This is a genomic window from Enterobacter sp. WCHEn045836, assembly GCF_003965585.1.
GTDB lineage: Bacteria > Pseudomonadota > Gammaproteobacteria > Enterobacterales > Enterobacteriaceae > Enterobacter > Enterobacter dissolvens.
This window is the reverse complement of sequence record NZ_RXPT01000025.1, coordinates 1-13,973: the sequence shown is the minus strand read 5'-3', so window position 1 is coordinate 13,973 and position 13,973 is coordinate 1. Positions and strand designations below refer to the sequence as shown.

Here is a 13,973-nt window from a genome sequence, read left to right as displayed (position 1 = left end):
TACATTGAACAACTGCCGCCATATCTCCTGTTCCTCATGAGTAAGGACTCTATAATCTTGAGTCTTCCGTCTATATACCATAAAGCATGAGTCTATAGCTCGAATAGCCACCGTTTTTTCTTTTCGACAACCCTCTAAAATAGATTGCATATCCAGGAGGCAATTATAATCAAGAATATATTTTTGAAAAAATAACTCCAGAAAGCCCAACACTTCATTATAAGATTGCAAATTTATCATGGCTCCTCTGGGAAAATATCAATTTTGTCGTAATTAATAACTCTTTTTTCAGCATGCAGCTGTTGAACATTACCCTGGTCTTTTTCAGGGTATGCTTTAGTAAACGGTTCAAGTAGCGTTCCAGGTCTATCGCCGAACAATCTCGGAATTCGCAGTGCGCAGGTTCTCATCAAGACAACACGTTATGCTCCATATCATAGGACTAAAACCAATCATACAAGCCATGTTGTTGAACTGTGAAACTACAGACAACATTTACTTCCTTTGACTTATTGAATTTTAGGTAAAAAAACCTTGAGCCAGTAAAACAAAAGTATTTTTTCATCCTGTACTTTGAAGATTATCAAAATGGTTGATAAGTGCTCTCCAGGATTTATTTTATGAGGGTTATCTTTCCTCTATATGGTATGTATCTCTATCACTCCAGTATATAATTTTATATTTACCAAATTTGATGTTTTGTTCTTGATAATACTCTATTAATTCTGATGGATACCAACCATATCCAAATAAAAAAAGAGCACCTTCGTCAACTAACAGTCTTATTATTCTTTGCTTATCCTGTTCGTCGATTACAGGTATAACCATTAATTCATCTTTTAATGAAAAACCTATCATCTGCATTTTCATAATTAAACCACTTCCCAAAACACGTATTTTTATACTAGTCCCAGCCACATCAATAACAATAATCGAATTATCTGGCATCTTATTCAATTTACATTTACCCTTATAAATTGCAGTGAATAGATTTCTTACATTTAATGGTTTCTTAAGAAAGATCTTCTTCTGTTACTAATCCATTAACAAAGTTGGAAAATGAGTTTGTCAGATATCTTTGAAGTTTTATGTGATTCTCTTGCATAGTCAAATACTCATCAAAAGAATCTGTAGCAAAGTATACAATTGAGTAATTATCTAAATCCAGACAGAAGAAATTTCCTCCCCAATCATTTGCGAAGGGAAAAAGGTTTTCAGGGATCACTTGCCTATCCAACATGCTGATATAGCAACCATCAATTAAAGATCTTGGGTCATCATTTGTATGACTATTATAAATAAACGGTTTAAACCCAGCCACCTCTACTGGTTCAAAATCTTCATCATCGGCCCACCAACTTTTCTCAGGAGTGCCACCATTAAATTGCAGATAATGTGAAATGAAATCATCCGGAAGAATAATAGATAATTCCTCTTCATTTTTAGCAATATCTGCACGTCCAATCTTTTTTTCACAGTTACTGAAATGATTCATATATTATTTGGCCAGACGTTCAAAAAACTTGCGAATTTATTTAAGGTGTTATATACCAACAAACCAGATAGAATAATATTTAGTTCTTTTTGGGCTCATAATCTGTCTACAGTTTTTCTCCACTAAGTTCAACGCCCCCCAATACGGCCCCCATCCCCAAATCAAAGTTTAATGCTATTCCATTTACAGTAAGCCTTCCAGGATTTATCATCTCTGAAACTGGAACGATAATTGCAAAAAATAGTGCCTGAACAATTCCAATAGTCATATGACGCATCAATATGCCCCCATGAACCATAAATCGGAAGGTTGATATTAGTTTTTTCTTTAAACCAATCCCTTAGCCTTTTTGTAACCTTTCCCTCTGGTTTCTTTTGCTCCCCATCGATTAACTTTGCAGGAGCAAAACTCCAACTACCAATAATAGCATTTATATCATTACATTGAACAAAATTAACAATTAAATAGATATCACCCTGTTTGTTTCCTTTTATGTCAAAGATAGTCCTATAAGAGACAGTTTTATCCCCCTTGTCTGGCCAAGGCTCCCAATTTAAACAATTACTCTCCATTATTTCTTTTTTTGTTATAAAGGGTGTAAGCGCCAGATTTTTGTGAAAGAAAAAATCGCCAGTAATATTATCCACATACATTGACATCTCCAATTTTCTCCCAATATTAAAGACTAATACACTAGATAAAGAAAAGATATTTTAATTGGCTGAAAAATCATGCCCGATTCCATTTTTAAATTAAGTCGGTTCTTATGAAAGAATTTAGCTATTATTGTGCATTCTACTTTTAACTGCAATTGCATTATTTACAATATTACCTAATAGTTGGGTTTCCCTGAGGGAGAAGTTAGCGTATTGAGACATTGACATGCAATTTGATAGTTTTTCAAGCACTTCAACAGAAATTGTATATCCTGGCTTTATTATCATATCATAGTGAGTTTGAAAAAATGCGGCAGATTCATTATTTCCATTTACGGATAGTTCTAAAATCATTTGTTGAAGTGCATATGCTAAATTATTTAATCTATTCATCAGGAACTCGCAAACTTTTCGCAACCTATATTTCTAGTCAAGAGGGATATTTTAGATTGTTAACTCCATGTTAAATACACACCGCAATTAAAGGATTCAATATCATAGCAAATAGTTATATCACCCCATTCCATACGCCATGTTACACTATGTTTTTCTTTTTCATCTGGTTTGCCAAGATCATATACCTCCGATACCCAGCGATATAGGAAATCTACTTCTTTGTTTAACATATCAATGTTAGAAACTTTATTCCAATCATTTATTGATTTATAATATTCACCTTCTTTATAAATTAATTGCATCATAAATGGTAAGTTACTAAAGCATAATGGGCGTACTATAAGCTCAAATTCTTTACTAAACCAAAGAACGGCATTAACGGTATAATGATAAGGAATTAGTCTTTGCACTTTGTTTATTGACTCAAGATATTTGTATGGTTCTGAAACTATAAATTCATCCTCCCTTTGTATCAAAAGATCTTTATTATCTAACTTAACTTTGCCATCTGCAATGTTAATTTCAAAATCAATCATATGCATATAACCTTCCCCGGTATCAGTAGATTTCTAAATTCCTCCGGGATAAAGAACTACATCCCTCCCCCTCGGCCATAAATGTTATTAGCCAATGCTCTTCCATATGCGACATCAATATCCTCGCTGACATAATAAGCTCTTACTTGCGTTCTTAAGGTACGATGAGGATCTATTTTAACCTGAAGTGCTTCATGGTAGCCTATAGCATTTCCTTTATTTTGCCTAACGGTTGGATAAGTCACTGCATATGATGGAGGAGTATCACCGTTTGGATATAATGCATGCAGAATCGTGCCTTTTTTCAGTTTCCTGTTTTTGTAGACATCTATACCTTTGTAATCACCTTGACCTTGCCATCTCGTAGCTTCTTTAGATGGATCCTTACATTTACGGCTCAACCCCCACGGATCCACCCACCCTAGCGCATTCGGCGCATACTGGTAAAAATTTATCCCTGCCCGCCAGCCCTATCGGATCCTGCTGCGTAAACCGCCCGCTGTCGGGTCATAATACCGGAAAAAGTTGTAGTGCAGACCTGACGGGATGTCGTGGTAGCTGGTCAGCCATTCCACCGTAGTGCAGACGACCGACTGTTATCTCCCGCTCGGGGTGAAGGTATGAGTATTGATATCCAGATCTGTGGCGACAAACTTGTGGCTATTCTTCTCCAGCATGCATTGTTGCAACACTATTTGGCCAGACGATCATAAAAACTTGTGAATTTTTAAAGGTGTTAATGAGTTGCTGTTGTATGAAAACTAGCTGGGGAAACTCCCTTCCCCTGATGATCAAATATTTATCAGAACATTGTCGACAAGCTCAAAGCCTGAAACCCCCATAGTTGTGTAATTAGGATATTCAGCAACAGACAAACGCCTGATTTCCTCCTCCCCATCATATAAACCACCAGCATAATTAAATATTTTTAATTGTTTTTTTTCTTCTGTGAGATTAGTATGACCAATAATTTTCCAAATGCCTTTGCTAATATTTTGGTTGCCAGTGAAAATAACCTTCATCACTATGCCAAATTTTTCAAAAGATAGAGATGTTAGTGAACTTTTCTCTTCAAACTCCTCCGTATCCTGTATTGATAAAATGCAGAAACCTATTGCTTGCTTAAACTTTTGCTTTGGAGCAAAAACAACCTGGCAAAGCGCATACTTCCCATTACTCATTGGAATGACAAAGATGTCACCCTCTTTATATTTTACTTTCATAAGCCATTCCCTTTCCGAATTGATAACGCATCTTTCAATACTTCCCCACCCCAATCACTACCATAACCTGCAATATCATATTTGCTTCGTGTGGTAAGCAGCCCCTGCGTGCTGCTTGTTTCACGGTGGAGTTAGTCGCGGGTATAAGGACAGCTTATTGAGGGTAAGATTCAGCAAGGAGCGTAAGAGGCAGCCAGAATGTGTACTGAAGGTAAAGATTACATCGTTAATGATGGCGATGTGATGAACTTCTTGTTTTACGTTTGATTTGTTTTGAATGAAAAAATCCACGCCAGGGCGTGGATGTAACTCAGAGATAAACTCCTTCTTCTAATGAGTTTTCAGTAAACGTTGCTTTTGTAAAGGAAATTATAACATCTGAACCTTGCTTTTTATATTTAACTTCGTAACTACCAGGTTCTAAAGTTATAAACTCACCTGATATAACATCTGAATCATCAGGCTCAAGATCTCCGCCCGTGACATCCTCTCCAGCCCCAACGAAAACCTTTCCAGAAGGTGCTTTTAAAAATAGCGACCCGGTATATTCATCAACATCATGCTTAATAAGTATTTTATAGACACCATCATCTCCAAGATTGAGAAATAATACATTCCCTTTATTTATTTCTTCAACTTCATCTTCTGGAAGACTCCACCAATCTGCATCATCATTAATTCTATGTTTTAATGATATCAAATCATAAATAACTAATGCTGCAGTATTTGTTTGTATGTTTAAAATTTTTGTCATTGCATAATAAAAGAAAGTGTTAATTTAATAATGGGCACAATGAAAATCACCATCCGATGCCCAGATTGTCTAAGAGCATTATATAATAGGCGAATTATCACTAGCTGCAACAAAATAAAAACGCCATCACTCACATCCAAAAAACTAAAGGGCCAGAAAATAGCTCCAATCTTGGTAAATATATTAACTAACCCTGCTTTCTGTAAATATTATAAGGCCTTGCTTGATCTTGGGATTATTTTATTTTTTAATAACCCCTAGTATGAAACAATCAAATCTCCGGCACGACCATTTTTAGTGTCAAATGAAAATCGATAGTCGCAATTATTTATATTCACAAAGAAGAACAGTTCATCAAAAACATAATATACATCTGTAAAGATAGCGTTTTTATTTTTTTCCCTTATCATCGCGCTCACATTCCAATTCACCTCATTAAAAGAAGTTATGATTAACGCCTGATTTTCTTTTTTATCAAAGGGCGACTTTATTAGAGCAATTTTATCATTACTCTTTAAAAGCAACGGGATTATTTTATTTTCATTTTTAATTCTATAAGCAACACCGTTGCATTCCCACTCAACTCCATAAGGAAGTAATTCATAAACACTCAACCCTTTAGGGTTCATTATAGCATCATAACCGTCAAGATTAGTTAATAGTTTAAAATTATAAATAGAATCCATATTATTTACCACATGTTCTTGATGAGATTTTTCTGGGTGGGCCGACTGGCACAAGTTTAGCTCGATCCAAATAGTTAAGGATTTGAATTTGAGATCCCCCTCCTGGATATATTTTTCCTCCAGAAGTCTGCGGCCCAACCGGGCCGACCTGAATTTGCACGCCCTCAGGTATATGGAATCTTTGGACATGAGATATATCTGATTTAAACTCAGGTATAACAGCTAATTTCATTCTGACATAGTCGACATCTGGGATGTGATCAACGGTAGCCCATCCTCCAGGTTGAGTTTGGCCTGGAGACATTGCCATTTCAACAGTAATTCCACCTTTAGGAACTGGCATAGAGTGTAAAATAGCATCGCTTCCCCATGGATCAAGGGAGGTGGGAGCAGGTAATGCTAAGTTACTTAAACCAAATGGATCCACCCACCCCAGCGCATTCGGTGCATACTGGTAAAGATTTATCCCTCCCGCCAACCCTATCGGGTCCTGCTGCGTAAACCGCCCGCAGTCCGGGTCGTAATACCGGAACAGATTGTAGTGCAGCCCTGTCTCACGATCCAGGTATTGCCCCTGCATCCGCAGGTTCTGGGAATATCCTGATAGCTGCGTCTCGCTTTCCCGTAGCAGCTTGCCCCAGGCGCTGTTAACGCCTTCCCAGCGCACCTGCCCTTCAATATCCGTCATCCGTTCCGGCGTGCCGTTCGGCTGGCAGTGGAACCAGAAAATCTCCGGAGCATCAACGCCGTCAATACGTGCCAGCGGATCATAGCTGTCCTGATTGCTGTAGACATAGGTCAGCGGTACATCTCCGTGCAGCTCCTGCAGCAGGCGGAACCCTTCCCAGACAAACCGGGTGGTGACGGGCTTACCGGTTGGCTGTCCGCCCAGCATCTGCTGGCGCGTTTTGCTGATGCGTCGCCCGAGCGGATCGTAGCGGAAGCTGACCTGCGTCTGTGGCCTGTTGCGATCCCGCGGCTGGCTGATCACTTCCGTCAGGCGGTGTTCACCGTCGTACCGGTAGTGCCAGCGGGTCTGGCCGTTATCCTTCTCCACGGTGCGGCCGTGGATGTCATAACGCCAGCGAATGCCATTCAGCTGCGTCAGGCGGTTGTGCGTGACCTTCTCAGCAGAGCCGTCGAGCGGGTTACCGGCCGCATCCCAGCGCCACTGCTCCTGCCCGGGCAGCGTGCCGTCCTGAACCAGCAGGCGCCCGGCGCTGTCGTACTGCCAGCGGTACCAGCTGAACGGGTTATCGTCCCGTTCTTCCCGCACCAGATTATTGCGGTAGTCATAATCCCAGCGGCGGGTCCAGCGGCGTGGTGACGGGCGCTGTGCGTTGCCGGTGAAGACATCCCGGCGATGAAGGCGACCTAAACGGTCGTATTCGCTGCGGGTGGTGAGCAGGCCCTGCGTGCGGCTGGTCTCCCGGTGGAGTTCGTCGCGGGTAAAGTCGGATACCGACAGCTTATCAAGGGCAATGCTGAGCAGATGCCCGCTGCCGTAGTAGAACTGTTTGAGTTCGCGGCCATCCGGCAGCGTAACGGAGGTGCGGTTGCCAAGGGCATCATACTGCCACGCCAGCTCACCGTGCTCGCCCGCTTCGCGGGTCACGCGACCAAGTGCGTCATACTCAAAGGAAAGCTCCTGCTCGGCCTCGGTACTCCACGCGTCGGCTGAAAGCGCCGGGTGCAGCCCAATCCGGGTCAGCAGCCCTGACGGGGTATAGTGGTAGCGGGTCTGCCCTTCCGGCGTAGTGCGGGCGACCAGTTGCCCGCTCGCGCTCCAGGCAAAGGCGTGGGTGATGGCCTCCGGATGACCGGCAGCAAAGGTGCGCGCTATCGTGCGCCCACAGGCGTCGTAGCGATACTGCGAGGCCACACCATCAAGCCCCACCTCCTCCAGCAAGTGCGAGTCAGGCCCCCAGCGGAACTGATACGCTTCGCCGTTTTCATTTTCAAGGGCAATCAGACGCCCTCTGCTGTCCCAGCGGCGACGAACTTCCTCACCCTGCGTATTACGCGTGGCGGTTAAGCGTCCGGCCTCATCGTATCTGAACTCACTTTCTTTACCGTCAGCGCCAGCATGCTTCACTGGCAGGCCACGTTTGTTCCATGTAAGCGACTCTGTCCAGCCTTCCGGGCGATCGAGCTGCACCGGCCGCCCGGCAGCGTCGTAGCGATAACGCGTCTCTTCGCCGTCGGCGCCCGTCTCGATCATCAACCAGCCCAGCGGATGATAGTGATAGCGGGTGGTGCGGCCAGAGCAGTCTGTCGCACGCACCACTTGTCCCGCTTCGTTGTACTCCTGATGGCGGCTGTTTCCGGCGGCATCCACCTCTTCAACGACCAGACCAAACTCGTCCCGGCGCAGCAGCGTGGTCTGCCCCATTGGGTCCACCACGCGCTTCAGGCCGTGATGTTCGTCGTACCAGAACCGGGTAGCGCTGCCGTCGGCTTCAATGATGGCCGTCGGTAGCCCGCGGTGTTCAAGCCAGGTCGTGGTGCGGGCATTGCCGTCAGGGTCGATCTCCTGCACCCGGTTGCCCATCTCGTCGTAAACGAAGGTGACGGCGTTCCCGAGCGGATCGATGCGTTGCGTGAGGAGCTCGTTGTCATCCCACGCGTAGCGCCAGTTCTCGCCGCGCTCGTCAACGTAGCGGACGATCAGATTTTGCGCGTTCCAGTAGTGCTGACGTTTCTGACCATCGTAGTGTTCGACGGTGGTCAACCCGGCGTCCAGATCGTAGGTGAAACGACAGCCATCCCCGGTGCTGGTGCGGTTTTCAACCACGCGCCAGTGGTCTAATTTTTTCCAGCGGTATTCACTTTCCAGCCCGCCCGGCAGACGATGCCAGACCATCAGACCATGGTCGTTATAACGGTATTCGCGGGTGACGACGCCAGAGGCATCCGTCGCGCTCGCCAGCTGGCCACGCGCATCGTAACCCCATTGCATCAGCGGCCAGCTACGGCTGCCGTCAAAATGGCTGGCAGCGGTTACGCGCTGCGGGAACCGTTCGTCCTCATAGCGCAGGGTGACGTCTATTGCCCGCGGCTCATCGTGCAGACCGACCAGCCTGCCGTGCTCATCCCACTCCGTCAGCAGTGCGTTGCCGTATTCGTCGCTAAGGGAGGCCAGACGCAGAACGGATGGATTCACGCGTGTCGGTTTATACAGGCGCCACACCGCGCCGTCATCGTCGGCAATCGCCACATCACCGCTCTCGTTGCGGCGGATGATGATACCCTCGCTGATGCTGTAGAACGCGCGGTCGACGGGTGGCAGTTCAAAGCTCAGCTCACGCCCGGTTTCGTCGAACCAGGTGGCATTGCTCTCTTCAAGCGTCAGATAACTGTCAAAGGTTGTTGCCCAGCCCAGGCCAAACAACCCTTCGCGGGAGGTCAGGCTGTTATAGCTGCGCTGCCAGCGAAGCGGAAAACGCCCGGGCAGCGAGAAATCGAGCTCATCATCGTCATTCAGCACCTTCACGCCGGTGGCGGCATGAACCGGGTGCGAGGAGCCAAATACGGCATTGACGGCCATATCGGCCAGCATCCCGCCACCCGCGGCCGCCAGCGCGCAGGGCATGTTCTTCAAAATCTTGCCCGGACGGCCGCGCAGCAGGGAGAGCGCAATCATCCCCAGTGCCAGCCCCGGCGTTTTGCCGCTCTTGATATCGCGAACCGTCAGCGTCTCGCCGCCGATGATCACATTCGGGGAAACGTCGTCGGAAACGGTCCCTTCGCAGGTGGTGCGATCTTTGGCACGTACTGCCGGTTGTCCATTGATAAAGACGCTTTTAGAGCCTTCCGCCAGATACTGCGGTCCGGAGTGTTTTTCACACGCGACCTTATCCTCTTCCAGCGGCGATGTACCCGCCGCAGCGGAGGCCACGCTCGGCTGCCACATTTCACTGCCGAACTGTCCGGCAGCGGAGAGCAACATGCCCGCGTAATCGGCAAAACTACCCGGTGACTGTGGCTCCGGGGGTGGAGTATCTGCGGGGGTCAGCGTTCCGGCCGCGCGTGCAGCGGGAAGGCTGTTGGTGAGCACATTGCTGGAGCCGGTGGTGATTTTACCTGCGGGTGACGGCGGGAACAGCGCATCCCCCAGCCCCTCCGCGATATTACTGATATCGTCAGTAACACCCGCCAGGTTAGCCAGTACGCCACCGACGATCCCGCTTAACAGGCAGCTGGAGCCAATCGCCGCCACGCCCGCAGCGGCTGCCCCCGCCCCCAGCAGAGGTGCGGCGGCAGTTGCTGCCAGCCCTACCGCCGCGCCGATCACCGCATAGGCGGCACCTTCCGCCACAATGCTGGTGATATCCGCGAAAATGCTGGAGTGAATAATCTCGTCACCCTTGCGGGCCGCGTTGTTATCGCTCATGCCTTACACATTCCGGTTGTCGTTAAGCGTCAAACTTTGCTTAAGCGCGCTCCAGCGCGCCTCGTCTTCTTCATTGAATGTTCTGAGTGCCGAGAGGGTAAAAATCATCAGGACCGGTTTACACGGGGTCTGCACAGCCAGCTGTTTTTGCCACAAGCGCTGGCCGTTACGGTCAAACGAGGTTTCAACTTCCAGACCGTTGATTTTGCCGTCAGGACCGGCTTTTACGCGCTGAAATTCACTCTGGACGATCTCACCCATCTGTGGGCGCAGCAGCTCCCACTGGCGGTGAAACTCTTTCTCATGATCGCTGCCATCCGGGATAACCCCGCGACTGACAACCACGGACAGCCCGCTTTCGTCATCGCGAATGATGTTCATCGTGTTATCCTGCCAGGCAGCAGGAAAAAGGGAAAACGAACCTTCCTGGAGGGTGTATTTCATAGGTGGACTCGGAATGATTAATATTGAAAGAAATAAAGTGACCGGTTTGATTTGGCCTTTTGACCGGCTGTTTCGTTATTCAAGCCAGTGGCCCGACTGCTCAACTAAAATATGGCTGCCTTTGCTGACAACCAGTTTCAGTGGTGCATAGGTCACGGTATAGGTAACGTCCCCATTCTTATAGGTTGAGCCGGTTATTTTACCTGTGGGATCCTGAAGCGTTTTCCCCTTTAAGGAGATCGTACTGTTATCACTTTTGCGAACGCCAAGATAATACATCTGGCCACACTCACTCTCGAAACGCCCGCAGTTATTTACCAGAGAAAGAGTGAACTTATCGGTATCCAGCTTTCTGGTTTCAACGTGATGAACGGGAGCCGCTTTATTTAACGTATAACGCAGCGGAGCATAATAACGGCCTTTTTGAGGAGGCGTGACTAAACGCCACGCCATTTTGCTTCCGTTAATTTCCAGAACTGCTCGTCCATCCACACCGCCAAACGAAGAGTCGAACTTAACGTTCGCACGATTGCCCGTGATAGCACCGCTTAGATTGTGTTCATCCTCTGCGGGACAATCGATGCGGTTTCCTCTCTGAGAGATATAGCAATATGACCCGGAGATACGGTCGCCTGATTCCGTTAAACGCAGGGTTAGCGTCGAATCAGTGCCGAACGTGCCTGCCCACACCCCGTCAAACGTTAATTTTGCCTGGCTGTTCGTTGCAAAATGCATCGCTTTGAATCTGGCAGCCCATTGCTGAATATCAGCATTCACCACCTGACTATGATCAGATGACTGATAATGAATAACGTCTGACTCAGGAACGACCCAGGCCGTATAGATTGTGCCGTCAGGTTCGATGACCAAAGCTGACGCATTCTCCAGATAAAGATCGTTAAGCCAGCCTTCAACAAACAGGCCTCCGCCTGAGGTTGAATGGGGTTCGCCAAAGACATCAAAATTGCTAATAAACGTCTCGTAATCGCGGCCCAGCGTCTTCCTGAGTATCTCATTCACTTCGCTGTCGTTTACGATGTGGCCTACGGTATCGAGCCTATTGTATTGCGATAGCTCAAGCGCGGCTGAAGTTTCAACTGAGCCCAGTAATAGCACGGTGAACAATGCGCATGCCAAATTTTTCCTGATCATAAATTACTCTTGGGCGCCATTATCGTAATTCATTGTTATTGTCACAATCTTGCTGTCTTTAATCCTGAACGAGAGAAGCTTGTTACCCAATTGATAAAAACACCATTGTTCCCCGGCATCATTTTCCATCTGACCCTTGCCATATGCATTACTGAGTTCCCTGGCTGTTGACCCTACATGAATACCGCGCGGTGTTTTGCCCTCCCCGGCGGTAAGGATAATTTGCGATACGATATAATCGTCAACATTGCGTTCGACCTTATCCCACCAGAGATTGGAAACATAAATGTCAAACCCCGCCTTTTGATGCTGGTAGAATCTATAGTGGGTTCCGTCAAAAGGAACCTCACCGACAAAATAACCTTCTATCGGCACCTCGATTTTACGCGCAACGTCATCTGTCCATCTTTCGCCCAATGTGACAGTCTCATCTTCCATCTGCACAGTAAAATCCTGGTTTACTAAAACCGGCGGCATATCATGTGCATACACCACATAGCAGTTCAGAGAGGAAAATATCGCGGTAAAACGGAGAAATGTTAAAATGTGATTTTTCACGTTAATCATTGCCTGCGCTAATGACAACCGAGTCCAGACAATCAGGTTTATTTACGGAGAAACTGAAACTAACCTTTTGTCCATTCATATCTTCTGGCGCGGTATAGCTGGTCACTTCATTCCCGGAGCGGCCCCGGGGGTAATCCGTTAACACCAGCTCCGGATAATGCGTTTTAACGGCAACGAGTGTGATGCACTGACCTGACGGGGAAAAACTCAGTAACGGTGCCATGCCGTCGCGCTCTTTGCTTACCCGTAAATCAATCCCGGTAATGCGCATATCGTCCGCCAGCCTGACATCATCGGCATGATAGAAGTGAATGTATTCATTATCTTTCATCAGCGTAAACTGCAACGGCAGATGATTGACACTGGTGTTGGATAGCGTTCTAAGTGAAGCACTCATCTCTGCAATGAACATCCAGAAATCTTTTTTCGTTGCGTGTCCTTATGGCATGCCCATCGCTAATAACGCGACAAGCACTGCTCCAGCCTTAATCACCCTTGGTAGTGAATTTCGCCTGAACCGCCGCATCAATGTCTCCTTTGTGCCCCGCGCCCGGCGCCGTTGTGCCTGGTTTAGCGCCTGACGTATTGAGATGCAGCTTACCGCCCGTGGTGATATGACCATCCCCTTCAACGTAGAAGTTAAACTCTTTACCGATCAGGCTAATTTTGCCGTTAGCGTTAAGTTCAATCGCACTTTCACCAGACACCAGCCGCAGTTTGGTGCCGGAGGCAAGGACATACTGCTCCACCGCCGCATCCAGTTTTCCTTTGCCGGTCAGGATCTCGGTTCCGCCTTTTACCGCCTGGATCTGATTCGCTTCCACGCGATGCAGTTCGTTTTTCTTTACGTAATGGCTACGCTCGCCGCCGACGCTGTGCGTTTCGTCATTCTTGATGCTGGTATCCATATTTCGCTCGGCCTGGATCCACACCTGCTCCGCACCCGCCTTGTCCTCAAACCGCAGGGCGTTGGCGTTATCCACGGAACCGTCTTTCGTGCGGCTCATAAAGCCCATCTGCGTCGCCGCTGCCGGCAGCGCCCACGGTGGCATGCTGGCATCGTTGTACACGCGCCCGGTAATAATCGGACGGTCCGGGTCACCGTTGATAAAGTCCACCACCACCTCATCGCCCACGCGCGGGATCTGCACCCCGCCGTAGCCCTGGCCCGCCCATGCGCTCGACACACGCACCCAGCAGGAGCTGGTGTCGTCCCCTTTTGCCAGACGGTCCCAGTGGAATTTCACCTTCACGCGGCCATATTTGTCCGTCCAGATGCTCTCTCCCTGCGGCCCGACAACCTTCGCCGTCTGCGGGCCGTAGGTGCGCGGCCATGCCGTGCTCTGCGCCGGACGGAACGACACCGACGCCGGGATAACCGTGAAATCGATGCGGTGGATGGTTTCACCTTCGCCGCTGGCATAGCGGTTCTCTTCCAGATGATACCCGGCCGCCGTCACCAGATAGTCACCGTTATCGCTGAAGAACGGTGCGTTGGTCAGGGTGAAGGTGTGACCCGGCGCAATACCCGCTGCCGTGGCGGTGGCCTGAATCTGCTGATGTTCCACCTGCCAGCGCTCCTGGCGAATGCGGGCGTAGAACTCCGCATGCCCGGTCTCCACAAAGCGCCCAGGCCAGTCGTACACGTCGATGCTACCCGGTTTCGGTGAC

General features: G+C 47.7%; 14 protein-coding genes and 2 pseudogenes. 1 reads left to right on the top strand and 15 read right to left on the bottom strand.

Going from position 1 to position 13,973, the window contains the following annotated elements; genetic code table 11:
• Positions 1-627 precede the first annotated feature (627 nt).
• The 7 genes and pseudogenes from EKN38_RS23360 to EKN38_RS23330 form a co-directional block, all read right to left on the bottom strand.
• Positions 628-948 (bottom strand): hypothetical protein, encoded by a 321-nt coding sequence (locus EKN38_RS23360; protein WP_014832292.1) that lies wholly within the window; start codon positions 946-948, stop codon positions 628-630.
• Between the two features lie 64 nt (positions 949-1,012).
• Entirely contained in the window at positions 1,013-1,495 is a 483-nt protein-coding gene (locus EKN38_RS23355; protein ID WP_014832293.1) for an SMI1/KNR4 family protein, read from the bottom strand.
• Positions 1,496-1,656: 161 nt separating this feature from the next.
• Positions 1,657-2,154 (bottom strand): hypothetical protein, encoded by a 498-nt coding sequence (locus tag EKN38_RS23350; protein ID WP_014832294.1) that lies wholly within the window; start codon positions 2,152-2,154, stop codon positions 1,657-1,659.
• Between the two features lie 117 nt (positions 2,155-2,271).
• Positions 2,272-2,544, bottom strand: a complete 273-nt coding sequence (locus tag EKN38_RS23345) for a hypothetical protein (protein ID WP_126522911.1) — start codon at positions 2,542-2,544, stop codon at positions 2,272-2,274.
• Between the two features lie 59 nt (positions 2,545-2,603).
• Entirely contained in the window at positions 2,604-3,089 is a 486-nt protein-coding gene (locus tag EKN38_RS23340) for a hypothetical protein (protein WP_014832295.1), read from the bottom strand.
• A gap of 50 nt (positions 3,090-3,139) precedes the next feature.
• A pseudogene (locus EKN38_RS23335) lies at positions 3,140-3,640 on the bottom strand (RHS repeat-associated core domain-containing protein); the annotation flags it as partial.
• Between the two features lie 234 nt (positions 3,641-3,874).
• Positions 3,875-4,306, bottom strand: coding sequence for an immunity 26/phosphotriesterase HocA family protein (locus EKN38_RS23330; protein ID WP_014832296.1), 432 nt, complete (start codon positions 4,304-4,306; stop codon positions 3,875-3,877).
• Between the two features lie 186 nt (positions 4,307-4,492).
• Between EKN38_RS23330 and EKN38_RS26280 the strand changes: the two are divergent.
• Positions 4,493-4,573, top strand: a pseudogene (locus EKN38_RS26280) (hypothetical protein); the annotation flags it as partial.
• 43 nt (positions 4,574-4,616) lie between these two features.
• On the opposite strand, the gene EKN38_RS23320 reads toward EKN38_RS26280, so the two are convergent.
• The 8 genes from EKN38_RS23320 to EKN38_RS23285 form a co-directional block, all read right to left on the bottom strand.
• The gene (locus EKN38_RS23320) at positions 4,617-5,060 is read right to left on the bottom strand and encodes a DUF6386 family protein (RefSeq protein WP_014832298.1); all 444 of its coding nucleotides are present in this window, start codon (positions 5,058-5,060) and stop codon (positions 4,617-4,619) included.
• Between the two features lie 257 nt (positions 5,061-5,317).
• The gene (locus EKN38_RS23315; protein WP_014832299.1) at positions 5,318-5,746 is read right to left on the bottom strand and encodes a hypothetical protein; all 429 of its coding nucleotides are present in this window, start codon (positions 5,744-5,746) and stop codon (positions 5,318-5,320) included.
• Between the two features lies 1 nt (position 5,747).
• A complete protein-coding gene (locus tag EKN38_RS23310; protein ID WP_014832300.1) occupies positions 5,748-10,139 on the bottom strand; it encodes an RHS repeat-associated core domain-containing protein in 4,392 nt (1,463 codons plus the stop codon).
• 3 nt (positions 10,140-10,142) lie between these two features.
• Entirely contained in the window at positions 10,143-10,583 is a 441-nt protein-coding gene (locus EKN38_RS23305; RefSeq protein ID WP_043951653.1) for a DcrB-related protein, read from the bottom strand.
• A gap of 75 nt (positions 10,584-10,658) precedes the next feature.
• Complete coding sequence (locus EKN38_RS23300; protein ID WP_014832302.1) at positions 10,659-11,735, bottom strand: hypothetical protein; 1,077 nt, start codon at positions 11,733-11,735, stop codon at positions 10,659-10,661.
• A 3-nt stretch (positions 11,736-11,738) separates the two neighbouring features.
• Complete coding sequence (locus tag EKN38_RS23295) at positions 11,739-12,302, bottom strand: hypothetical protein (protein WP_126522909.1); 564 nt, start codon at positions 12,300-12,302, stop codon at positions 11,739-11,741.
• The gene (locus EKN38_RS23290; protein WP_238540741.1) at positions 12,295-12,699 is read right to left on the bottom strand and encodes a hypothetical protein; all 405 of its coding nucleotides are present in this window, start codon (positions 12,697-12,699) and stop codon (positions 12,295-12,297) included. The genes EKN38_RS23295 and EKN38_RS23290 overlap by 8 nt, the downstream gene beginning before the upstream one ends.
• An 88-nt stretch (positions 12,700-12,787) precedes the next feature.
• On the bottom strand, positions 12,788-13,973 hold a 1,186-nt coding region (locus EKN38_RS23285), incomplete at its 5' end, for a type VI secretion system Vgr family protein (protein WP_126522907.1).